This is a genomic window from Microcoleus sp. N9_A2, assembly GCF_036701775.1.
Taxonomy (GTDB): Bacteria; Cyanobacteriota; Cyanobacteriia; order Cyanobacteriales; family Microcoleaceae; genus Microcoleus.
In genome coordinates, this window is record NZ_JAUBRH010000005.1 from 106,320 (window position 1) to 128,281 (window position 21,962).

The window sequence follows — 21,962 nt, forward strand, 5'->3', positions numbered from 1 at the left end:
GCGACTTTTTTAAGAGATCTAAACTATTGTGGGGTGGGCTTCTAGCCCGCCCTAAAAGTTAAATCTTTCTGAGCTGGTATTTGCAGGTAGAAAACCTAGTTTTTCCTGGCAACGGTTTATATAAAAACTGACGACTGTATCGGCAGGGTTTTGTTCGATTAGTTGCTGAAAATATCCCAAGGCGGCGACAAATCTTTCGGATTGCCATCCTTGAATTCCTTTGTCAAATAAAACCTGGGTAAGCTGCTTTGCTTCAGAGTCGGGACTGGAGGCAGCCCAGATTTCGTAGATTTCAATAGCTTGCTGCTTGCCGCGGGGGATTACTCGATCGATCCAGCGATAGTAATAATTGTTGCTGGGCAAAGGGGAGTCAGCAGCAGTCGCCCCAGAAGTAGAAATAATACTCTCCTGTGTGTCCACTTCCAAGTCGCACTTTAATAATAGACTTTCTTTTGAGTGGGAGTTGGAACTTATGCCATTTAGAAATTCTCTCGCATGAACAATGGCATTTTCGCTAACAATAATTTGGCAGCCGTATATTTTAGTTAAATTTTCTAACCGAGAAGCTGTATTTACCACATCGCCGATGACTGTAGAGTCCATGCGGCGATCGGAACCCAAAGTGCCGATCATGCCGATACCTGTGTTAATTCCCGTACCAATATTGACTGGAGATTCTAAATTGTATTGGTGGCGACTGGCATTAAATTCTTGCAAAGTTTCTTGCATTGCTACTGCGGCTTCGATCGCATCCATAGCGTGAGAATTCGGCTTGTCAAATACTGCCATGATTGCATCGCCTAGGTATTTATCAATAAACCCGGCGTGAGACGTTATGCACTCGTTCATTTTAGTAAAAAAAGCGTTTAACCATTCAAAGGTTTCGCGTGCGGCTTGAGATTCTGCGATCGTAGTAAACCCGCGAATGTCGCAAAACAAAATAGTCAACTCTTCTTGTGTGACATTGCCCAACTGAATAGATTCTATTCCCTGTGGCGCAATTCGTCCGAGAAGTTGCTCTGGCACAAATAGCTGAAATTTTTCTGAAAGATATTCGTTGGCTTCCCAAGCTGCGGCGATTTGGCGTTTGCTTTGCTCTTTTACCTGCTGGTGGAATTGGGAAGTTACAGCTTGCGATCGCATTTGACTCAACTGCAAAATATTTTCCACTTTTGCCAGCAACAAACGACTGTTAAAAGGCTTTGTTAAATAATCATCGGCCATCATTTCTAACCCTTTGATGCGAGACATATCGTCAGCGAGGGCAGTTAAAAAAATCACTGGTACAGTTTGCAATGCCGTATCCTTCCGCAGGATATCGCACACATCAAAACCGTCCATATCCGGCATCATAATATCTAATAAAATTAAATCGGGTCGAGAGGCGCGGGCGAGGGAGAGCGCTTCATCGCCAGATGGCGCCGATACTGTGGCGTATCCATTCAGGTGCAATAACTCTTCCAGTAAAATCAGATTAGCTGGCTCGTCATCAACCAACATGATGCAGGGCGACTTGTTTGACATGGAATATGATATATATTGAATTTAGCTGTGGACTGGCGCGTGTAGATGCTCGAAACCTGGTTGATTCGTGTATTTCTGGTTATTAAATTCGATATTTTTCTTAGGAACCGGGTTTCGGAGGCAAGTGTACGCAAGTCCTATAGATATTTATCTACTATTGAGTTTAACCTTTCTGGTTATAACCTGTAATCAATGGCAGTGCTGGAACTGCAAATAATTATTGTTAGCTGAGAAAAGAACGGATAGTAGCGATCGCCAAATTCAGATCCAGCGGCTTGCTCAAATAAGCCGAAGCGCCAGCTTCCAAACATCGATCGCGATCGCCAGCCATCGCCATCGCCGTCACCGCAATCATCGGTATCGAATCCCATACAGGATCTGCCTTAACTCGCCGCATCAACTCAAAGCCGTCAACATCCGGCAATTGAATGTCCATCAAAATCAAATCCGGCAGCAACTCCGGCGCAGTAGAGGCAGCAAGGATACGATCGACCATCGCCTTCCCATCCGCGAGAATCTCTACCCCGAACCCCTCCAATTCCATCACCTCCGAAATTAACATTTGGTTAAAAGGCTGGTCTTCGACAACCAAAATTCGCTTGCTGCCAAGTGGTAATGCGATCGCAGAAGCAGGAACTAACTTGGTATCCAAAGCACAAGAAGCAAAGTTTCCCAACTGTTGACGCATCTCCGTCAACGGCAGCAAAACGCGGAAAAGACTTCCCCGATCGCAAACCGATTGAAAAGAAACAGTTCCCCCGTGCAATTCTGCCAGACGCTTAGTTAAAGCCAAACCCAAACCTGTACCTTCATGCCGCCGAGTCAGGGAAGAATCCACCTGTTGAAAAGGTCGAAATAGCAAGTGCCAGCGGTCTTGAGGAATGCCGATGCCGGAGTCTTGTACCTCAAAACAAAAATAAGGAGTGCTGGCATTTATAGGAGAACAATCCGGCCGGTAGTCGCCGTTTATTTCACTGCCGTAGACTAGACGCCCGCTGAGTTTAACTTGTCCCTGTTCGGGGGTAAATTTGATGGCATTGGAAAGTAAATTAATCACAATTTGTCGCACTCGCCGTTCGTCGAGCCAAACTTTAGTAATGCGATAGTCGAGTTCTAAAGATAAAGCTATCCGCTTTTTTTCTGCCCGTGGCTGCATCATCTTCAGACAGTCTGTCGCGAGTTCTTGAACGCGAACAGGCTGTAAGTTTAGTTCTATTTTCCCCGCTTCAATTTTAGAAAGATCGAGAATATCGTTGATTAGCTGCAACAAGTGCTGGCCGCTTTTTTCGATCAATTCTACATAGTTGATTTGTCGATCGCTCAACTGTCCGGCTGTTTGCCGCAGCAGCAAGTCAGAAAAGCCGAGAATGCTGTTGAGAGGCGTCCGCAATTCGTGGGACATGGAGGCCAAAAACTCCGATTTTAACTGAGAAGAATACTCTAATTGTTCGTTAACTTGGCGCAGGTTTTCTTGTGTCTGAGCCCGCTCGATCGCCGCCCCCAGTGTCCGACAAGCAGCCGAGAGCACTTCTTGGTGGACGGAGGCTTGCAGTTTTTTGACGTTGCGGGACTCCAGCGTCAGGACTCCGATAATCGTGCCGTCGGTAGATGCGATCGGAAAAATGCCCAGTTGTCCGATTCCCGGATGGCGAAATTCCGGCACGGCATTGGGATGTTGGGCATAATCCTCGACAAACAAAGCTTGACCCGTTGCCACCACTTCCCACAGCAAACCGGTGCCGTAGGGAATACCTTTGTCGAGCAATTCTTGCATTCCTGCGGCGACTGGTTCCCCGTAACTAGCCAGAAATTGAGTAGAAACTTGGTTGTAAATCGCCGTCGCTTGCCGGTCATTTCCCTTGCCACTAATCACTTTCACGTCTCCGAAAGCTGCATTCATTGCCTCTACAAGATAGGTGAGGGCAAACTGACCTATTTCTTGCAAACTGTCAGAGTTTTGCAGCCGTTCCGTTAAACCTAACAGAAATGTCAGCCGCCGGACTTCTGCGTTCAAGCTAGCTTGGGAGTTTTTGTATACCGTAACGTCTCGAAAGGTAAACAGCCGTCCGCCGCTGTTGGTAATTGTGGCGCACACCTCCAAACAAACCCCATTGGATTGCTCGAAATAAAATGATAAACTTTCATCCTGAGATTTTTCCAGTGCTTGCTGAAACTGTTGCCACTGCTGAACGGACAAGTAACCCCGATCGACAATTTCCGCAAACAGCAAGTGGCACTTCGGCTTTGTTTCCAGCCATTCTGGGGACAGTTCCCAGATTCCGGCCAATTTTTTGTTAAACAAAACTAAGCAGTCAGACGAGTCGAACAGAGCGATCGCATTGTCTACTTGATTGAGAATCAGTTCTTGGTCTGCCCTCAACTGCTGCCAGTCTCTCTCCATTTTTTCTGTGTCTGTAGCTCTTAGTTTTGTTGTCATAACTTTCTAGGGATATGGCAAGAGTTGTTTGATAACTCTTTACTTAATGTTACATAATTTTAAGTTTTTGGGCAGTGAGAGCGATCTATCTGCCTTGTGATCTGAGACACTTGCTGGTTTCGGAGGGCGATCGGAGCAACCTTTGAACTGCATCGGCTACACTGCTTAATCATGAGGCAATAAGGATGGAAAGCATTATGACAGAAGCAGAATTTTTCAATAACAATGCTGTCGAAGTTGATGGCATCTGACTTGAAACTATTGTGCCCAACCCTGTGTTCAATTGACCTATAATAAAAACTAATTTTTGTGATAATAAAAGAGCATATTTCAAAATGCAATAACCAAAGCACAGGGGATTTAATCCCCCACCTTTAGGTGGATTGTTTTTAGGCAGGGGCTTAAATCCCCTGCCTAAAAACTTCGCACTCATCTGTCAACCCTTCGACAAGCTCAGGGCAAGCTGTCAACTGTCAACTGTCAACTGTTAAGACCTTACCCTTAAACTGTATTAGCAATAACTTGGTTATTTCGATTAACTGGTCAAGCAAATATTGCATTCAATAAAACAGGGGTAAGGTGCGCCATAAGCACGCGAAGGAAGTGCTCTCGTTTTGGGTGGCATCGGTATTGTTCAAATGTTCAAACAGTCAGTTTTCCCGCAACCATAATTTTAGTCAACAGTCAACAGTCATCTCGCTCGTGCAACAGGAATTGATATGATATCAGTTTCAAAAAAGCAACTGTAGACCCGTGTTTCCAACCCATACACAATCAGTTATTCCCACTTCTTTGATCTAAAATAGTTCGACTGAGGGCTCACGCCGAAGTCGAAAATCTACAATGGTATGAGTTATTACGATCGCACTTATGAGTAAGGTGTGCAGTGCACACCCTACAAATGTGAGTTAGAGCGTAAGTATTGTTAATGTTTCTTAGGATTTTTCGGAAAAGGAATGCCCAAACTTTCGTGAAAAACAAGCTGAGTTTTATAAGTCAAGCGCCGGTTGACTTGTTTGATGATTTTTTCCAAAAGCGCATCGCCGGTTTTTACTATTAAAGGTTGAGACATCGATCGAATAAACTTGGGAAAGCAAACTCCCACAGCCAAATCCAGCTTCCACGTAGCACTGGTAATCGCAGGCGGCAGCTTAGCACGTTCCGAGCTCGGCCAATCGGCGGCAAACTCCTGAGACGGTATCTCCACTAGCTTCATTGCCGATCGAAAATCCACTTCATACCCAGGCGAGGTATAATCCGGAACCGGAATAGTTTTAATCAAATAGCAGCCTTCAGTGTCAGGCGGCAGCAACTCTAAACCAATTCTCGCTTCAACACGGTAGCCGAAAGCCCCAAAACGCCCGATTAATAAATCGTAGCCGTTTTCGCCGAGCGGCTGGGCCTTCATCGGCGAAGCGCACTGGCAAAACCAAGTCTTGTGGTTGTTCAAATGCTTCGCCACCGTCTCCGCATCGGCGTACATCTCCATGCTGTCTTCAAAATGCGTGTGAAACCAAATCGGCTCAACTTCCTCTCCTGCATCCGCGCTTCCACTTTCGGGCTGTCGGAAACTCGCATCTGGGTAGTAATTTTCGTCAGAAGCTTCAAAAGTTTGATATTCAGCGGAATCTTGCTTCATCCTATACTCTCCTGTAATACGCACCGATCGATCCGGTTGGGGATGTGTTAAGGGAGTTTCCTCCCTACAATTGAGAAATTGATAGTAACAAAACTTACCCTAGTTCAGCATAACTCGACTTATGAAAGCATTTGTAGCAGGAGCCACAGGTCAGACTGGCCGCCGCATCGTCGCAGAATTGGTCAAGCGAGGTATTCCCGTGCGCGCCTTAGTCCGAAATCTAGAGACAGCTAGACAAATTTTACCACCGGAGGCTGAGTTAGTGACTGGGGATGTATTAAATGCGACTTCCCTGGACGATGCCATCGGCGACAGTACGGTATTGCTGTGCGCGACAGGGGCGGCCCCTGGTTTTGACCCGACAGCGCCTTACAAGGTGGATTTTGAAGGTACTAAAAATTTGGTGGAGGCAGCTAAGGCTAAGGGAATTGAGCATTTTGTGCTTGTGACTTCTCTGTGCGTCTCTCAGTTTTTTCACCCGCTGAATTTGTTCTGGCTGATTCTGGTTTGGAAAAAGCAAGCCGAGGAGTATTTGCAAAAAAGTGGCTTGATTTATACCATTGTCCGTCCGGGCGGTCTCAAAAATGAGGATAATTCAGATGCGATCGTCATGACTGGTGCGGACAAAATGTTTGAGAGCAGCATTCCCCGCACCAAGGTAGCCCAAGTGTGCGTGGAGGCGCTGTTTCAGCCGACTTCTCGCAACAAGGTTGTGGAAATTGTGGCGAAGTCGGAGGCTCCGCAAAAAAGTTTTGAGGAGTTGTTTGCCAGTGTGATTTGATTGAATTAGCCTCGCTTGGGTTCGGTGCGTCAGACAAAAAACACTTTGATTTGGATCTGATATCAAATCCGTTAGCATCGGAATAGTAAATTCGAGTTCACTGTTGACTGTTGACGGTTGACTGTTCACTCTCAACAGTCAACCGTCAACATCATGTATGAGTGTAACCGGAAATGATATGAGATGTTGCACCATTGTCAAGAACAGGCAAGATGCCTGTTCCACAACAAAAAGTGCATTTTCTTGTGGGGTGGGCATCCTGCCCGCCCAAAAAAGGCTTATCGAGAATGGTGCAAGATGTGATTTGGGTCAAAGATTTGGGCTGACGCACCCTACAACAATTTTCCGATCGCCAAATCTGGCAAAATCTTAATAGTTTTACGATTCGCCGTTGAAATTTCTCTCTTCTAGCATGAAAACTCTCAAGTGGCCAGCTTGGTTCCCCTATCCGATTTCGTGGTTAAGGGCATTTGCTCTCGCTCTGAGTTTTAGTTTTGTCCTTCGCAGGGGCATTCCTTTTGTCAGCGACGATATCGGCTTTCTGACTCTACTGCTGGCGGCTTGGCTGATTCAGTTGCCTGTGTTTTTTGTTTTTCATTTGTTCGCCGTCAAAATCTTAAATCCCTTACTAATTATGCTGCCGGGGCGCTTTCGCGTTGCGCGCAAGTTCAAGCGCAGGCACACTGGTATTCGATCGCACTTGCGAGAAGGCTTGAATGCTGTTGTAGTGATTTTTTTTGCCTTTAATCTGTCGCTGTTGGTGCAACTTGCGATTTTTTATTGGCCAGCGCGATCGATCGATCCGGCTCAGTTACTAACAGGAATATCTACTCTGACAAATGTTGCCATAGCCGGTGAATTCGATTTCTGGTTGAGCAAATTGGCGGGAGTTTTATCGAGTTTAACGCTGTTAGCCGCGCCGCTATATCAATATGATTTTCGGGTGCGCCGGATGCGGGTGGCTCGAAAATGGGTTGAAATTTCGGAAATGGAAATGACTTGGCTAGAAGCTGAGAAATTGGGCCGTCGAAAAAGAGGTTTGCTGAGGCGATCAGAGATTCAAATCCTCGGATTTATACTTTTAATCGGCGCTGTGATTGGCAGCGGTGTTTTTTTGGTTGACAGTTTGCGGGGAAATCAGCAGTTGTCGCAGTCGGTAAGCGGGGTGGGAAAATTGCCGCCGCTGGCTATGAAAACCGGCGATCCTTACATTCGGGCACTGATGCGTACTATTTCTGCTAGCGAGTCGAATGTTTCTCGCCCTTATCACGTTGTTTACGGTGGCAAATATATATTAGATTTGAGCCGCCATCCTGACTGGTGCGTGAAGATTGTTAATGGCCCGAATCGAGGCAAGTGTACTACGGCAGCGGGCAGGTATCAATTTCTGACTACGACTTGGAAGGAGAAGGCTAAGCGCTATCAGGCGCGTAGTGCTAATTTTTTATTCTGGGAAGATTACAGTTTTAAACCAGAAGATCAGGATGCTGTGGTTTATGCTTGGTTGAGCGATCGCAAGTTTTGGAAAGCTGATATTTCTGAGATGTTGCGGCAGGAAAGATTAACTGAGGTATTGCGGATGCTTTCGGGAACTTGGACGAGTTTGGGATATGGAATTGAGAACAATTCTATGAGTTCTCGTTTGCCGAAAGTCTACCGGGAAATGCTGCGGGAAGAATTGGCAAATGCTGGTTCTTAGGGAGTTAAATGTTGGCTGTTGACGGTTGACTGTTGACGGTTGACTGTTGACGGTTGGCTGTTGGCTGATGACTACTTCAATTTTGGTAAAAATGCTGTCAAACATTTGTACAATTCTAATCCCGGCCCAGCTTGCAGCGGATAAAGCTTGTCGAAATTAATCGGCTTCCTGGTGCTAATTTCCACTGGGTTTGCTGTGCTGTTTTTGGGGAAATTTCGATCGCTACCGTGATGTTAATAATGTTGTTGTGCTGGGGGATTCCCCGGAAGCAGTAACTTTTGCCAGTGCGTTTGTCTGAATCGCTGCCGGTGATGTATCTGTCTTGTTTGCGAAATTGGATTTCTCTGAAAGGTCGATCGATCGCAAAGGAGTCTCGGTAGCGGTAGTCTCCGTCGGGCAAGCTTTCGACAGTCGGTCTGATTTGACTTATAACTGTTGCTGGACTAAGAGTTAGCATCATTGAGCCGCGTTCCTCTTGTGAAATCGGTGATTTTGCTGCCTGGTGGCTGAGTCGCTGTGGGCGATCGGCTGAAACAAACGCGCGCCGTGTAACAAATTAATAAAAGCTGTTAAGCAGTTTAAGTTGATCCCTAGCTATCGTGAATAATTATTTCATGGTTTCATCTCTGTTACCTATCTGAGTAATAATAGAAACATACAGCAAGCCGTGATAAATTTTACGGGCGCATATTTAGGGATTAATTGACGATACTGCGAGGATACTGCTATGTTTTCCGTGACCCGAGAAACAAAAAATTTAGGGCGGGTTGAAACCGGAGATTCCCAACGGCGAGGCTCTTTCACCTCTGCGTCTAAAAGTACCCGTATTCTCCGATCGCGAGTTTACAAAGATGAGGCTTTGGTGTCGGCCGCGCTAGCGGGACTGCCAGCTCTTTTGGCATCCCTCGAAAGCTTTCGCGAGGAGTAGAACCTGGCATTTTCTCTTGCTATATTTGGCACTTGGAGGTTGGTGATAGCGGCTGTCAACCAAGCAGGGGCTGTTTTGATTGCACCTAAAACCCTCCTCGATTTAAGTATAGTTTTGCTGTGCTGAAGTATTCCGGGACGCAGAAACCTGGTTGTTTATACAAAAACATTTTTACAGCCCTTTGTTATGGTATGAAAAATGGTATAAAAACCCGGTTTCTTGGTTTGTGTCCGTAAGTCTTGTGTTAACAAAATTTATTTGTGAGTGTCATCGGGTGCGATCGATGCCTCTTGGGAGGAACGGCTTAACATAGAGTCGTGCAGGTGTTCGTTGTGCTGCCTTTCTTGAGCCATTAATTCTCTGGCTTTTTCTTCAGCAATTCCCTCCCCATGTGTTTCTAGCTCGTGGGAGGAACGGTTGAGCATAGATTCGTGCAAGTGTTCGCTATGCTGCCTTTCTCGTGCAATTAGTTGTCTAGCTTTTTCTTCGGCGTTCATGAGTAATTTCTCCAATTGCTTGTTAGAACCGATTCTTATATTAAGATGCCACAATTTGAGGGTAAATGTAGCAAGATTAACAGAATATTTAACAAAAATTTGTATTGTATGATCAAAATTTGAGTCTGCTGGCGGTGGTATAGAGATCGGTGGTTGCCGAGCTAATTATTGCCAGACGCCGGAAAAGATATTCTTGACTGCGATCGCAATTCGATTTAAGTCTTCCTTCAGCAGCGGTGGCCAAGAAACTCCTCTGCGGAGTCCAGCTTCAAATTGCTGCAAACCTTCTACTGACAGTAAATGTAGTGCCGAGATTAATTGTCGATCGAGCATTGGAGATTCTTGCAGCCCTTCAAACAATATTTTTAAAGCTAATAAAATCGATGTCACCTGTCCGGGTACGGGCGGTTGACCTTGTTTGAGACGCATCAGGAAGGCGTCGGGATTTTTCTTGGTTTCCAGGGCGGTTCCTTGGTCGATCAGAAAACTGCGGGCTGTTTTGTAATCCATTTGACGTGCGATCGATCTCCTGCAATTAATTAGCTGGCATTATATCACTTTTTGTCGCCCTCAATTTGGTAATATATTTCCATACAGCCTACACTACAGCTACTCGTGAGGTGCGCCCATAAGCACGCTACAGCTACTGATAGAGGCGTAGCATTCATCCCACAGTCGCCTTGAGCGAAGTGAAACGGACAGGGAAAAATAAAACAATGGCAAAACACCAAGGAAATAGCAGAAAATCCAAGATTGATCGCTACTTGTGGCTGCTTTTTTTGTGTCTGAGCTTTCTGTTAGTTCCGCTCATCAAAAAAATAGCTGCCGATACGCCATTCCCCCCACCCGCTCCTATTGCAAATAATGCTAGTTTTGGAGCGAGGATTCAAAGGACGATGGGGCTACTTGCAGCTAGCACTCCAACAGACCGCCGCCAAGTGCGTATCCTATTCTACGGTCAATCCATCACTCAGCAAGATTGGTGGAAAGATGTAGTGAATGATTTGAGACAGCGATTTCCCAATGCAGATTTGATTGTGGAAAATCGGGCGCTCGGAGGATTTGCCGCCCCGATTTTAATCCGTCCCAGCGAACACGATTTGTATCCTTTTTATCCAGACTTACTAATTTTTCACGTCTACGGAGGCGATGAAGATTACGAAGCCATAATTGCCAATGTCCGCAGCCGCACTGCTAGCGAAATACTCTTGCATTCAGACCACATCGACTGGATGCCGACAGGCAACAGCGACGATCCCAATTCAGTCAGCAGATACGAATGGCACAACACTCATTCTACTAAATGGCTGCCTGAGTTGGCAGATAAATACGGCTGCGAAATAGCCGAAATTCGTGAACCTTGGCTGCGGTATTTGAAAGATAATCGCTTGCAGCCCAAACAGCTATTGAGTGACAACATTCACCTCAACGATTGGGGAAATTTTCTCCTAGCTGCTCTCATAAAACCGCACCTGCGATACAGGCAAAATTCTCCTCAACCGCCGCAGGATTTAGTGAAAACCTATACAGTTGGCAGGGATGTTAAGTGGCAAGATGGCAAGTGGGTTTTAGAATTTGAAGGAAATAGAATAGATGCGATCGCCGATAAAACCTTCAACGGCGGCGCGATTTCTGCTAAAATTGCGATCGACGGCAAAAAACCCTCAGAATTTCCTGAACTTTACAGCATCACCAGACCTAGCGCTAGTCCTGGCGTTCCTTGGCCGGCCATCATCCAAGTATCCAGCCAAAAACCGCTAATCGTCGAAGATTGGAAAGCCGTAATTACTGAGATTAACAGCGACGCCAGCAAGTTTAAATTTGACGTTGTAGGTTCTAAAACAGGTTACGACGGCAGCGGTACAAACGACGAAATGTTTGTCTCAAACTCGGGCCTCGTCGTGATTGAACCGATAAACTGGTGGCTAAAAAATTCTTATGAATACTCTAAAAAACCGATACCTAAAGGCTTTGAGATTTCCTGGCAGGTGCGACCAATGTTTGTTGATTCATACGTTCCGCCACAAATTGCAGATTCAAGCCGCGAGTATTCTACAACATTGGCTCAGAATTTGAGCAACTCCAAACACACCCTCGAAATCGTCCCCGAAACAGATGGGAAATTTCCTATTGAGGCAATTCGAGTGTATCGCCCTCCTTTCTCCAATCTACCATCTAAAGTTGAGAGTTTTAAACCGCAGATATCAGCGGATGAACACGGATGAACGCCAATACGGTTTACTTAGGGCTTTTTGACGAATTTCTTAAGTCAACCATATTGCGGTAGGGGCGGCTTGGGCTCAGAATTTATGAAATAATCGACTGTATCAAGGCAAAACCCGCCCTCTTAAGTAAACCGTATTGGGATGAACGCTGATGCTATTTGATCAGCGTTTAGTTGCGTTCATCTGCGGTTTAAAAAATCTTCATGTTGATTTATTTTATAGCAATCGCCTTACCGGCGCAGGGCGTTGATGATTGTTCAAACCCTTAATATTTAAGCATCTTAACTCCTGACTCCTGCTACAATCGCCAAGATTATCAACTTTTCAGCATCCTCAACTCATGAAATATCAACAATGATAAAAAGAAATCCGCCACAAAAATCAACACCCACGAAGTCACAACCGCCGCCGTTGCAGCTTGACCAACTCCTTTCCCTCCGCCCACCGTCGTCAATCCCCAACCGCAACCGACAAGGGCAATTATCAACCCAAAAATAAAACTTTTAATCACCACAGTTACTAAATCCCCAGGCCCCAAAAAAGTCCGCACCGATTCCAAAAATACCGACGGTTCCAAATTATAAAAATAAACCGCTACAAATAGCCCGCCCAAAATCCCCACCGCTACCGAAAAAATTGTTAAAATCGGCAGCATGATGCAGCAAGCTATCACCCTCGGCACTACTAAATAATCAACCGGATTTGTTCTTAACATATACAGGGCGTCTATTTGTTCCGTCACCTGCATTTCTCCTATCTCCGCCGCAAAGGCCGAACCTACCTGTCCCGCCACCACGCCCGCCGTTAAAAGTGGTGCTAATTCGCCACAAAATGCCACAGCAAACGCACCTCCCATCGCCCCAACCGCCCCAAAGCGAACCAATTCTCTGGCCGATTGAAAGGTAAAAATCATGCCACCAAAAAAGGCTATTAGTAGCACGGATCGGAAAGAATCCAGACCTACTGTTACTAAATGTTCCATGATTTTGCGGCGGTCAATTCTGCCTTGGATTATGCGTAGCAGCACTTGCCCACCCAGGAACAATGTCACGAAAAACCGCTGAAACCACCTGTTATTGAAGGTTTCATCTAAATGTCGATCGTGCTTTTCTTGGTATTTTTTAACCAATGACTGAGGGCTCGCGATTAATTGCAAACAGGGCGTAGCACTGCCACATAGAGATTTTCGGCAATCCTACAGCAATTATTGCACGATTTGTCAACATATATTTTCAGTCTGCCTGCCCTGCGGTTGGTGTGCTATACCATTTTAGACTTTAGATTGGCACTGATTGATTCTGTGGTAATCATCACTCATTTCCCAACCTAAAATCTCAAATCTCAAACCCTAGGACTACTCCGCAAGTAACAAGTCGATAAACTTATCCAACTGTTCATTATTCTTGTCGGCTTGATCCTTGCCAATTCTCAGCAGGTCTGATATTTTCTCTTCCGAGGCATCATCAATCTGCAGCGGTTGTTCGTGGCTCAAATCAGGAGTAATTCTCAAATATTGATTCGGTCTTTCAATCGCATCATAAATTTGAATTAGTTGATAATTTACAGTTTCAGCAACTCCCGTCATCATGATATTGATCAAAGGCTCAACCCACTCAACTTGACCCCAGTTTTTTACTTTTTCGTAGGGAAAATTTTTCTGAGCTTCTCCGGTTCCCAGTGATAAAATTACCATATCTTTTGCTGTCGGGCCTCGGTCTGGGCCATTGTCAGGAATTCGGAATTTATTTCTAACTTCTGCATAGGCACAAAGTGCCGGATTGTTTGCGAATACTCCCCCGTCAATTAAAGCATAGCATTCGTTGCTAAAAGAGTAGAGTTTAGAAACCTCAAAATAAGAGGGAGCTGCCGATGTTGCTCTGGCGATATCTCTAATAAAATAGTCTTCTGCTGGACATTTTTTACCATCTATTTGATCGAAGAAGTGAGCTTTTCTCCTTTCGATGTCGTAACTGGAAATTAAACAAGGTTTTAGCAGTTCGCTGAGTTTGCAATCTCTAAAATGTTCCCAAAATAATTTTTCTAAGGGATCGCTGGGATATTTCTCATCTCTCAAACCATCTAGAGATCTGACTTTTTGCCAAAATGAAGTCTGAAAAACGTCGCGGCCGCTCTTAATCGAAAAATTAACAGCGTCTTGGGCCGCCCACCGAGGCCTGCTGGGATTTTCGGCATCTGGATACAAATAGATGCAAGTTAAAATTCCTCCCGCACTCGTGCCAGCGATTAAATCAAAATAGTCAGCTATTCTCGCATCTGGGTTGCCACTTTTTTGTTGCAGCTTTGACTCAACGTTAACTAAAATTTGCGCGGGGATAATCCCTCTAATTCCGCCTCCATCTATGGATAAAATTCTGGTATATTTAGCCATAACTGTTGCTTCTTCTGAATATTTACTCGTTTCCTACAGTCCGGGATACAAAAATTGGTTTGAGAGGCTAATCCTAGGGGTAATAGCGGTAAGGTGCTTAAGGTTCACGCTACATAATTCCGAATTCATGCACCACTCAATCTCAAATCCCAAATCTTCAATCTAAATTTAATTGGCGGGCTGCGATCGTATAGCGAAAAATGTATTCTACAATTTCTACGTAATTGTAGGCGGCGGCTGGCGAGTCTGCCCAGACTGTGATGCCGTGATCGCGAATTAACAAAGCGGGCACAGAGGGCGCACAAATGGCAAAGAATTCGCAAATTTCCTTGGCTATCTTAGGGACTTCTAAATAATTTGTAAAGAGGGGTATCGACACTTGCGGGTTTTCCTCCCACACCCCCAAACCTTTCACCATTTCGATCGCAGGCAAAGGCACTGCATCTCCTGCTGTTAGCCGAGAAACTAGATTTGCCTCTATCGAGTGGACGTGATAGCAAGCTTTAGCATTTGGAAAACAATTGTAAACGGCTAAATGAATGCTGGTTTCGGCTGAAGGGCGGCTGTCGGCAACAGGTTGCTCGACAATTGCGCCGTCTGAGTTCATTCTGATAAAATCTTCTTTAGTTAACTGCCCTTTGGCGCGGCCACTAGCAGTAATCCAAAAACTGCCATCTGGTAAGCGGGCTGAAAGATTGCCAGCAGTCCCAACCATCCAACCGCGATCGTAAAAATGTTTGGCTGCTGCAATTAAATCCGATCTCAAATCGCCACTCATTTTTTATAAATCCTCAGTTTTTTATCTACTTTTTAGGTTAATAGTGACATTTTGCACCATTCTCAAGAACAGGCAAGATGCCTGTTCCACAAAGAGTAAATTTTCTTGCGTGGTGGGCATCCTGTCCACTCGTGAAAGGCTTATTGACAATGGTGCAAGATGTGAGTTAATAGGAATTGCCCAGGCTTATCTAAACGTAGGGTGGGCAGTGCACACTTTACCAATACACACATAGCTTTTCTTGAGAAAGGCTATAGTTTCAATTCCATTTCTGGGACAAACTTTCCAACACATCAAAAAAATTATCCCATTTAGTATAAGGCTTTTGCTGTTCGTCTAGATACTCGGCAAGCCGATCGCGCGCAAACACAGACGAAGCCTGCAAAGCCATATTAAAATCCGTCAGCGAATCTCCAATTGCCACCTGTTCCTCGGCAGGGTGCTGGCCCATCACCCGCACCTTAGACACCAATTCCTCATCTCCTTCCAACTCAGAATTGACTTGCAACCGAGGGCCACTAGCGTCCACATCCACAGCGTAAATAGCGATCGCCCGGTGTACAAAATCGCCCATTACCGTCTCTACCATAATCCGAAGACCGCCGGACACGATCGCAAAATCTACCTTTTTCTCGTCCAAAAAATCCAGCAATTCCACCAATCCCGGCCGCATCAGCTTTCCCCTAGAAAAATCTACAATTTCCCCGTAACATTCCGAGGGAATAGACTCTAGTAACTGCCGCACTCCCGATCGCAAACTCAGCCTTCTAGCGTATATTTCAGGCATCAGTTGAGACGACAGTTCCGGCGCGAAATGCTTGAGCATTGCCACAAAAGTTTCTTCAACAGTTATCGTGCCGTCAAAGTCGCAGAATACCACCCGTTGCTGATTGTTCGGGATTGAAGATTTTTGCTTGTCATCGGTCATTGTCAGTCGCACCTTTCGAGAACGGGAAAAGTTTACACAATTCATCGTACACTGTCGAGCGATCGAGCGCGACTGCCCAAAACTAATAGTGACCTGCTGTTTGTTAGCAATTTCCCGCAGGATTTTATGCAGATTCTTCCAGGGAATCTTCATCATCCAGGGAATCTTCCAGGGAATCTTCGAGAGAATCTTCATCTTCCAAGGAATCTTCCAAGGAATCTTCTACCTCCTGCTTGTGGTTTTTTGTCTTTTGGGGGTTAGACTTAGCGGGCAAACAGATTAAATTATCATCCTCAGTATTAATCAAACCTTTCGATCGCAACTTACCCATCAGTCGCGTCACCGTCACCCGCGTTGAGCCGATCGCGCTGCCAATTTGAGCGTGAGTCAAAGCCCAAGGCAGCCGGTAGCCTCGAACCACATCCGGTTCGCCGTCACCTACGTAAGGTTCCCCGAACTCCTCGATCAACAAAGTGAGAAATCCCAGCAATCGGTCGATCGTCCGGCGCTGTCCCAAAGTGCTCAGCCAGAGAAGTTTCCGCTGGTGCTGGTAGCGAAACGCATCCAAAATTTCCCTGCGAAAGTGAGGCCAATTATCCAAGTCGTGCCAGTACATCCACACTACGTGAGTTTGATCGGCATGAGCGTAAGCTTGGAGAGTAAACGGAGACTGAGCAACCAGTTCAAAAGGCTGACCGGCGCCGACGAAGCCCAAAAAAGCTTCTTCTGTAGTTTTGTCAGCTGATTTTGATTTCGCCGCTGCAGCGCTAACTTGAGCACTGCCTACGAGCCGCACAGAACCTTTCTGGACTAAATACAGCAGTCCGGGTCTTGCGGGAATCCGCTCATCTTTGCTAAAAGTCCGGCAGCGGTAGTGTTCCTGGGCCCAGTCGATAATTCGCTGCCAAGTGATAAAAGGTCGATCGATAGTCTCTAGATGTGTGGAAGTTGATTGCATAAGTGAGGCTCTGGGATACATTTAATAGTGAGAAAAACAGCTTCTGCCAGCAGTGCGATACAAAGTGAGACAACCAACCCCCGATCAAGCTTGCACGCTTCTTAACTATGCTGACTTTTCTGTGTTTTACCGAAAGATTTAATGTAGCAAAAAATACATCAAAATGGTAGAGTTCAGCAAAAAATTTGTCGTAAATTATTGTATAGTTAGCAAACAAATCGCTAGAAAGCACATTAATTCGATGTAGCCCCGCCCAGGGGAGCTGATCGACTATCTCTGACATCAGCAGTTTAACGTACAAGAATAGTGCAAGCGGTAACAGTCGATCATTGCTCTTACCGTAGGATCAGCCGATATGGATACAGCAAATATCTCACAGTGCCCGGAAGTTACAGTGAAGTGTTTCTTGCTTTCAAGGTTCCAAAGCGCGATCGCCCAGCAGGGAACACTGGCCCACATTCCGTTAAATCTCATAGGTGGCACCATTCTCAAGAACAGGCATCTTGCCTGTTCCACAACGAGTGAATTTGATTGTGGGGTGGGCATCCTGCCCGCCCATAACCAGCTTATTGAGAATGGTGCAATATTTCCGTTAAATCGGAGTAAAGATAGCGCGCGGGTGCTGTACCTGTCTGCGATCGCCCTGAAATTGGCTAAAAGTTGGCAGCAGACACCGCAGGCGATCGCCACACAGTTGGCCGAAACTCTCCAACCGTTGTGTTACCCAGATTTCGCCGTTAAAGTCGCACGGGATGGAATGATTGAACTAGAGTTGACGGATGCCGGTTTAGCCGTCTGGTTGCAGCGTTTAGCTCAAATTCCCCTCCCAGTTCCAGAATATCGGATCTTATCTCCTGTTGTGTGTGCCGATCGACTGTTTCCGATTCAGTACAGCCACGCGCGCTGTTGTTCCCTGTTGCGAATGGCCGATCGCGATCGCATAATTGCGATCGCGCAGCCGGATGTCGCTACAGCACCGCAAATTTGGTCGCTGGCGGCGCCAAACCCTATCCCTTGGATTGACGAGGGCGATCGACTGCGGTTAGTGCATCCAGCAGAACGCCGTTTAATATCCCAACTGTTAACAGTGCTAGACAATTTATATCCTACTTTTGACTCGACAAACCGCGAACAACCTGTCAATTATTTCAAATTAGCCAATAGTTTGAGCGAAGCATTTCAGATTTTTTACAGCCAGTGCCGAATTTGGGGAGAAGTTAAAATAGAACAGCCAAAACTCGCCCAAGCTCGATTAGGTTTAATATTAGCAACTCAATCTTTGCTGCGATTTATCCTAGAAAATTTGTTTAACGCTATTGCTCCTTTAGAACTTTGAATGAGTCAGTCTAAAAAAGTAATAACGAACATAAAATAAAGTATTTTACTGTATTTTGGCGCTGGTTTCGGACAAGTTTAGTTTTTGAAATTGCCGTGATAAATGAGTTATTTTTGCTAGCTTAAACGAATTCCCAACAAATCGCGAGAACCCGTTACTCTTGGGCAGAGAAATAGCAGCAGCGCGATGCACTTTAAAATAGTGTGAATTTTCCGCCAGCGGTGCGATCGAGCATGATAAATTTCCGCTGCAATTGCCTAGGAAAAAACCATCAAAAACCTTCCATCGATGCCGTAATAAAAATGAGAAACCAGCGATTTATCATCCCTGCCAAAAATCCTGTCTTTAAATCCCAATATAATTCCTGCATCTAGTTTAAAGCGTTGCAGACGAGAGTTGCTCTTGTTCAATTTTTGCGATCGGCAGCGTTACTGTAAATGTACTGCCGACGCCTTCTTCACTGGTCAAAGTAATTTCGCCACGGTGCAAGTCCACGCATTTTTTAACGATGCTTAGCCCCAGTCCAGTACCGGGAATTCGACCGACATTTTTAGCCCGGTAAAATGACTCAAACAGCCGTTCTTGGTCTGCCAAAGGTATGCCAATTCCGGAATCAGTTACCGAAAAAACCACCTCATTTTCCGTAACTTTTAATTCAAAAACTACTTGAGTATGGGGGGGAGAATACTTGATAGCATTTGACAGCAAATTGCTAAGAATGCCCCGCAGCAAGCTCACCTCCAAACACGCGATCGCCGATTGACAGTGATTCACAAAAATCAACTTCACCGCATCAGTTTGACGCTTCAAATTCAGGCTGCTTTGAAATTCTGCTACCAACTCATTACAAAACTTTGCCAAGTCTAGCGGTAGCAAACGAAGCGCAATTTTTCCCGACTCCGAGCGGCCCAGCAGCAGAACGTCATCTAATAACAGATCGATACTTTTTGCTGCGACTTGAGTTTTGTCAAGCAGTTCTTGTGTTCTATCATCAGATAATTTCGATTTGTATCTGGCAAGAACTTGCGTAGTGCCGATGATGAAGTTTAAAGGATTGCGAACGTCGTGGGCAATCATGTACAGCAAAGAAGTTTTTATCTCGTTGAGTTCTTTAGCTGTTTGCAGGGTGCGATCGAGTTGGTCGTGAGACAATTTGAGGGTTAAAGACAACTGGCGCGATCGCAGCAAAATCTCCACCCGCGCTTGCAATTCTATCTTCTCGATCGGAGCAATAATTAAATCGTCAATAGTTTGCCAAATAAATCGCGTTGCCATCCCCACATCCGAGCGGGATGTAATCAACAGAAAAGGCAAGCATACCGGGCCTTCTGCCTGTTTTTTGGCGGCGATCCATTGCCCGTGCCGTTTCAGGGCAAGACCGTCAATTATCCCCAGATCGAAAGATTGATTTAATGGTAACATTTCATCAATATTTTCTGTGGAGTTGGGCAGCAATACCTCATAATAAACTGCCAGCCATTCTAATAACAGGCGGCGATTTTCTCTCTGTTCGACAAGCAATAAAATTTGACTCACGCAGGTTCTCCTAGCAAGCTGTGAACAATGGACAGCAAATCTCTAACGATCAAAGGTTTTACCAACATACTCCGAGCACCGCGGGAGAAGCTTTCGTGCTGAATGGCAGCGCTTTGTTTGGGCGAAAGTATCAGAAAAGGGATTTGGTGATTTCGCAGTTGTTCGCAGCAGTCCCAAATCCGGCGGTCGAAACCAGAAATATCTACTAAAGCCATCCCGATCCTAGCAGGCTGACTGATAGCTTGTGCAACCTCTTCAAAGCTATCAGCCGCGATCGTCTGGTATCCTTCTTTATTAAGAAATTGTGCTAGGAGTTCCAAATTTCGGTGATTCCGGTCTACCGCTAAAATTATTGAGTTTTCAGTCATCTATCGGCGTCCTCTGAATAGGGCTTATACTATTTTAGATTTTAGAATTTAGAATTTAGAATAGGCAATGACTGATTATCTATGGGTTTGGATCTGGCCTACAGTTGTATTCTTTGTTTCAACTGGTATTAGCTTACTTTTCGGCGAGCTCTTAAAAGTTGCGACCTCAGAAACCCGGTTTCTTCCTAGATTTCTCGTCAATAAACGCAAATTTTTCGTAGAAACCGGGTTTCTAGCCCCCGTGCGTCCAAGACTGTAAAAGTCGGAAAATACACAATTTTACCAAGATATTTAACTTTTCCAGGACTTATGCTGCTGGTGCGGTGCGTGCACTACTGCTATTGCTGAGGTGCGCGCGCCGCACCCTACTAATTAGATCGACAACTGCTTTCATTAGCTGCACTCCGCCAAAAATAGCACTGATAACCTTGATTCAATCTTCCTCCGCTTCCCCCTCAATCCACGTCGGCGCCGAGCTCAAAATGCCGCGCAGCCCCCGTATCGGTTTGCTGACTTTGATGCCGTAGCGAGTAATATCGAGTTCTCGCAGAGTTCTCTCGAAATTGCTGACTCGTTTTTTAATTACGCCGATCGCCTTGCGGATTTCCGTTCTATTATGCAGTTGGCGTTCCAGATAGCGGATAAACACAAGATTATCCGCCAAATAGCTAATCCCGATCTCGGTCAGGCGAAAATCTCCACTAATCGCTTCTACCTCATTAATCAAGATAACAGTGACTCCCATATTCTTGAGATACTTGCACAAAGCGTGCAAATTGTTCACCAAATCTTGCCCCCGCATCGAAATCTGATAGCCAGAAATACTGTCAATCATCACAATCCGCGTCTTTTCCTGCTCCACCTCTCGGCGTACCATACTCGCAAACTGATCCGGCGAGTACAGCAAAGGTTCCACAGGTATCACCGAAAGACTTCCCTGCGCCATCATCGCCCCAACCGGGATGTTGACAGATTCGCAGCGGCCGAGCAGAGTAGAAATTGACTCCTCAAAAATGTAAACTACCGATCGCTCCCCCCTTCCCGCCGCCTCCTTCATAAACTGCATCCCCACCGTCGTTTTACCCACGCCGCTAGGCCCAGTAATCACCGTCACAGTCCCCCGTTCCAGTCCCCCGTGCAGCAGTTCATCCATTTCTGGAACCCCAGCAGAAATCGGTTCAGCCACAAAATCCTGCTGGTAGTTGTCCGGAAGCAGTCGCGGAAATACCTCCATACCAGCCTGAGTCAGGCGCAGCGAATGGCGGCCGTCGCGGAAGTTAGAACCGCGCAGCTTAGTGACAGACAGAGTGCGCCCTTCAGGCCGCAATTCTAAATAAATCACGCCGTCGCTGATGAATTGCAAATCGTCATCGGGAGCACTTGATGTCCCTTCCGAGGTAAACACCACCGTCGCCCCCCCTTCCACCAAAAACCGCAGAAAAGACAAAACTTGCTTGCGAAACTGAAACTCATCCGCAGCCAAGTAGCGAAATTGAGTGATTGCATCCAAAAACACCCGTTGTGGCTTGACAGCCTTAACTCGCTCGATAATCTTTTGTGTAGTCGGTTCTCGCTCAACCTCCGACGGCGAGAAAATGTCGTAGGTTTGAACTTCGGTAAAGAATTCTGAGGAAGGGCTCAAATCTAGGAACGCCATCGCTTCCATGTCAAAACCGAGACTTTCGGCATTGGCGCGCAATTGCGCTTCCGGTTCTCCTAAAGTAATAAACAGGGGCGTTTCTCCCAGAGCAATACCCGCAGCCAAAAAGTGAAAGCCCAGAGTAGTTTTGCCAGTACCCGGGCCGCCGCGTACCAGATAAGAGCGTTGAGGAATCAGGCCGCCATCAATCACTTCGTTGAGACCGGTAATTCCCAGAGAAATTCGGTTTTGAGACATTTGTTTCTTCATGTTTTGAATATCGGGCCCGTATTAATATTT

Annotated in this window: 21 protein-coding genes; 5 read left to right on the forward strand and 16 right to left on the reverse strand. The window is 45.8% G+C overall.

Annotation, left to right across the window (positions count from 1 at the left end; genetic code table 11):
* Nucleotides 1–51 precede the first annotated feature (51 nt).
* The 4 genes from QUA44_RS04595 to QUA44_RS04610 all read right to left on the reverse strand — a co-directional run bounded on the left by QUA44_RS04595 (nt 52) and on the right by QUA44_RS04610 (nt 5,600).
* Nucleotides 52–1,524, reverse strand: coding sequence for a response regulator (locus QUA44_RS04595; RefSeq protein ID WP_333248730.1), 1,473 nt, complete (start codon nt 1,522–1,524; stop codon nt 52–54).
* A gap of 223 nt (nt 1,525–1,747) precedes the next feature.
* The gene (locus tag QUA44_RS04600) at nt 1,748–3,961 is read right to left on the reverse strand and encodes an ATP-binding protein (protein WP_333248727.1); all 2,214 of its coding nucleotides are present in this window, start codon (nt 3,959–3,961) and stop codon (nt 1,748–1,750) included.
* A gap of 169 nt (nt 3,962–4,130) precedes the next feature.
* Complete coding sequence (locus tag QUA44_RS04605; RefSeq protein WP_333248725.1) at nt 4,131–4,394, reverse strand: hypothetical protein; 264 nt, start codon at nt 4,392–4,394, stop codon at nt 4,131–4,133.
* 492 nt (nt 4,395–4,886) lie between these two features.
* Nucleotides 4,887–5,600 (reverse strand): DUF1997 domain-containing protein, encoded by a 714-nt coding sequence (locus QUA44_RS04610; RefSeq protein WP_333248723.1) that lies wholly within the window; start codon nt 5,598–5,600, stop codon nt 4,887–4,889.
* Between the two features lie 121 nt (nt 5,601–5,721).
* Between QUA44_RS04610 and QUA44_RS04615 the strand changes: the two genes are divergently transcribed.
* Both QUA44_RS04615 and QUA44_RS04620 read left to right on the forward strand, forming a co-directional pair.
* Nucleotides 5,722–6,381 carry an NAD(P)H-binding protein gene (locus QUA44_RS04615; protein WP_333248722.1) on the forward strand — a complete coding sequence of 220 codons (660 nt, stop codon included), beginning with the start codon at nt 5,722–5,724 and terminating at the stop codon, nt 6,379–6,381.
* A gap of 412 nt (nt 6,382–6,793) precedes the next feature.
* Entirely contained in the window at nt 6,794–8,080 is a 1,287-nt protein-coding gene (locus QUA44_RS04620; protein ID WP_333248719.1) for a glycoside hydrolase family protein, read from the forward strand.
* Nucleotides 8,081–8,195: 115 nt separating this feature from the next.
* On the opposite strand, the gene QUA44_RS04625 is transcribed toward QUA44_RS04620, so the two are convergent.
* Nucleotides 8,196–8,540, reverse strand: coding sequence for a hypothetical protein (locus QUA44_RS04625; protein WP_333248717.1), 345 nt, complete (start codon nt 8,538–8,540; stop codon nt 8,196–8,198).
* 267 nt (nt 8,541–8,807) lie between these two features.
* On the opposite strand from QUA44_RS04625, the gene QUA44_RS04630 reads away from it, so the two are divergent.
* Nucleotides 8,808–9,008 (forward strand): hypothetical protein, encoded by a 201-nt coding sequence (locus tag QUA44_RS04630; protein WP_333248715.1) that lies wholly within the window; start codon nt 8,808–8,810, stop codon nt 9,006–9,008.
* A 254-nt stretch (nt 9,009–9,262) separates the two neighbouring features.
* Here QUA44_RS04630 and QUA44_RS04635 read toward each other — a convergent pair whose 3' ends face one another.
* Both QUA44_RS04635 and QUA44_RS04640 read right to left on the reverse strand, forming a co-directional pair.
* Nucleotides 9,263–9,505: a hypothetical protein gene (locus QUA44_RS04635; protein WP_333248713.1), complete on the reverse strand. Its 243-nt coding sequence runs from the start codon at nt 9,503–9,505 to the stop codon at nt 9,263–9,265.
* Between the two features lie 165 nt (nt 9,506–9,670).
* The gene (locus tag QUA44_RS04640) at nt 9,671–10,015 is read right to left on the reverse strand and encodes a hypothetical protein (protein WP_015174589.1); all 345 of its coding nucleotides are present in this window, start codon (nt 10,013–10,015) and stop codon (nt 9,671–9,673) included.
* Nucleotides 10,016–10,221: 206 nt separating this feature from the next.
* Here QUA44_RS04640 and QUA44_RS04645 point away from each other — a divergent pair, with 206 nt between their 5' ends.
* Nucleotides 10,222–11,730 (forward strand): SGNH/GDSL hydrolase family protein, encoded by a 1,509-nt coding sequence (locus QUA44_RS04645; protein WP_333248709.1) that lies wholly within the window; start codon nt 10,222–10,224, stop codon nt 11,728–11,730.
* 316 nt (nt 11,731–12,046) lie between these two features.
* Here QUA44_RS04645 and QUA44_RS04650 read toward each other — a convergent pair whose 3' ends face one another.
* The 5 genes from QUA44_RS04650 to QUA44_RS04670 all read right to left on the reverse strand — a co-directional run bounded on the left by QUA44_RS04650 (nt 12,047) and on the right by QUA44_RS04670 (nt 16,783).
* Nucleotides 12,047–12,859: an MlaE family lipid ABC transporter permease subunit gene (locus QUA44_RS04650; protein ID WP_333248707.1), complete on the reverse strand. Its 813-nt coding sequence runs from the start codon at nt 12,857–12,859 to the stop codon at nt 12,047–12,049.
* A gap of 225 nt (nt 12,860–13,084) precedes the next feature.
* Entirely contained in the window at nt 13,085–14,119 is a 1,035-nt protein-coding gene (locus tag QUA44_RS04655) for a patatin-like phospholipase family protein (protein WP_333248704.1), read from the reverse strand.
* Between the two features lie 157 nt (nt 14,120–14,276).
* The gene (gene mtnB / locus QUA44_RS04660) at nt 14,277–14,897 is read right to left on the reverse strand and encodes a methylthioribulose 1-phosphate dehydratase (RefSeq protein WP_333248703.1); all 621 of its coding nucleotides are present in this window, start codon (nt 14,895–14,897) and stop codon (nt 14,277–14,279) included.
* A 259-nt stretch (nt 14,898–15,156) separates the two neighbouring features.
* Complete coding sequence (locus tag QUA44_RS04665) at nt 15,157–15,981, reverse strand: HAD-IB family phosphatase (RefSeq protein ID WP_333248701.1); 825 nt, start codon at nt 15,979–15,981, stop codon at nt 15,157–15,159.
* Nucleotides 15,950–16,783 (reverse strand): Crp/Fnr family transcriptional regulator, encoded by an 834-nt coding sequence (locus tag QUA44_RS04670; protein WP_445243633.1) that lies wholly within the window; start codon nt 16,781–16,783, stop codon nt 15,950–15,952. Before QUA44_RS04670 ends, QUA44_RS04665 begins: the two co-directional genes overlap by 32 nt.
* A gap of 355 nt (nt 16,784–17,138) precedes the next feature.
* On the opposite strand from QUA44_RS04670, the gene QUA44_RS04675 reads away from it, so the two are divergent.
* Nucleotides 17,139–18,119: a DALR anticodon-binding domain-containing protein gene (locus QUA44_RS04675; RefSeq protein WP_333248698.1), complete on the forward strand. Its 981-nt coding sequence runs from the start codon at nt 17,139–17,141 to the stop codon at nt 18,117–18,119.
* A gap of 116 nt (nt 18,120–18,235) precedes the next feature.
* On the opposite strand, the gene QUA44_RS30635 is transcribed toward QUA44_RS04675, so the two are convergent.
* The 4 genes from QUA44_RS30635 to QUA44_RS04690 form a co-directional block, all read right to left on the reverse strand.
* Entirely contained in the window at nt 18,236–18,373 is a 138-nt protein-coding gene (locus QUA44_RS30635) for a hypothetical protein (RefSeq protein WP_445243635.1), read from the reverse strand.
* 121 nt (nt 18,374–18,494) lie between these two features.
* Nucleotides 18,495–19,655, reverse strand: coding sequence for an ATP-binding protein (locus QUA44_RS04680; protein WP_333248695.1), 1,161 nt, complete (start codon nt 19,653–19,655; stop codon nt 18,495–18,497).
* The gene (locus QUA44_RS04685; protein WP_333248692.1) at nt 19,652–20,023 is read right to left on the reverse strand and encodes a response regulator; all 372 of its coding nucleotides are present in this window, start codon (nt 20,021–20,023) and stop codon (nt 19,652–19,654) included. The genes QUA44_RS04680 and QUA44_RS04685 overlap by 4 nt, the downstream gene beginning before the upstream one ends.
* Nucleotides 20,024–20,456: 433 nt before the next feature.
* Nucleotides 20,457–21,920, reverse strand: a complete 1,464-nt coding sequence (locus QUA44_RS04690) for an ATPase domain-containing protein (protein WP_333248689.1) — start codon at nt 21,918–21,920, stop codon at nt 20,457–20,459.
* Nucleotides 21,921–21,962 lie beyond the last annotated feature (42 nt).

Bases quoted from the DNA above. Each gene is read 5' to 3' on its own strand.
- QUA44_RS04595 (WP_333248730.1), bottom strand. From the start codon at position 1,524: ATGTCAAACAAGTCGCCCTGCATCATGTTGGTTGATGACGAGCCAGCT.
- QUA44_RS04600 (WP_333248727.1), bottom strand. From the start codon at position 3,961: ATGACAACAAAACTAAGAGCTACAGACACAGAAAAAATGGAGAGAGAC.
- QUA44_RS04605 (WP_333248725.1), bottom strand. From the start codon at position 4,394: ATGAGTGCGAAGTTTTTAGGCAGGGGATTTAAGCCCCTGCCTAAAAAC.
- QUA44_RS04610 (WP_333248723.1), bottom strand. From the start codon at position 5,600: ATGAAGCAAGATTCCGCTGAATATCAAACTTTTGAAGCTTCTGACGAA.
- QUA44_RS04615 (WP_333248722.1), top strand. From the start codon at position 5,722: ATGAAAGCATTTGTAGCAGGAGCCACAGGTCAGACTGGCCGCCGCATC.
- QUA44_RS04620 (WP_333248719.1), top strand. From the start codon at position 6,794: ATGAAAACTCTCAAGTGGCCAGCTTGGTTCCCCTATCCGATTTCGTGG.
- QUA44_RS04625 (WP_333248717.1), bottom strand. From the start codon at position 8,540: ATGATGCTAACTCTTAGTCCAGCAACAGTTATAAGTCAAATCAGACCG.
- QUA44_RS04630 (WP_333248715.1), top strand. From the start codon at position 8,808: ATGTTTTCCGTGACCCGAGAAACAAAAAATTTAGGGCGGGTTGAAACC.
- QUA44_RS04635 (WP_333248713.1), bottom strand. From the start codon at position 9,505: ATGAACGCCGAAGAAAAAGCTAGACAACTAATTGCACGAGAAAGGCAG.
- QUA44_RS04640 (WP_015174589.1), bottom strand. From the start codon at position 10,015: ATGGATTACAAAACAGCCCGCAGTTTTCTGATCGACCAAGGAACCGCC.
- QUA44_RS04645 (WP_333248709.1), top strand. From the start codon at position 10,222: ATGGCAAAACACCAAGGAAATAGCAGAAAATCCAAGATTGATCGCTAC.
- QUA44_RS04655 (WP_333248704.1), bottom strand. From the start codon at position 14,119: ATGGCTAAATATACCAGAATTTTATCCATAGATGGAGGCGGAATTAGA.
- mtnB (WP_333248703.1), bottom strand. From the start codon at position 14,897: ATGAGTGGCGATTTGAGATCGGATTTAATTGCAGCAGCCAAACATTTT.
- QUA44_RS04665 (WP_333248701.1), bottom strand. From the start codon at position 15,981: ATGATGAAGATTCCCTGGAAGAATCTGCATAAAATCCTGCGGGAAATT.
- QUA44_RS04670 (WP_445243633.1), bottom strand. From the start codon at position 16,783: ATGCAATCAACTTCCACACATCTAGAGACTATCGATCGACCTTTTATC.
- QUA44_RS04675 (WP_333248698.1), top strand. From the start codon at position 17,139: ATGGATACAGCAAATATCTCACAGTGCCCGGAAGTTACAGTGAAGTGT.
- QUA44_RS04685 (WP_333248692.1), bottom strand. From the start codon at position 20,023: ATGACTGAAAACTCAATAATTTTAGCGGTAGACCGGAATCACCGAAAT.
- QUA44_RS04690 (WP_333248689.1), bottom strand. From the start codon at position 21,920: ATGTCTCAAAACCGAATTTCTCTGGGAATTACCGGTCTCAACGAAGTG.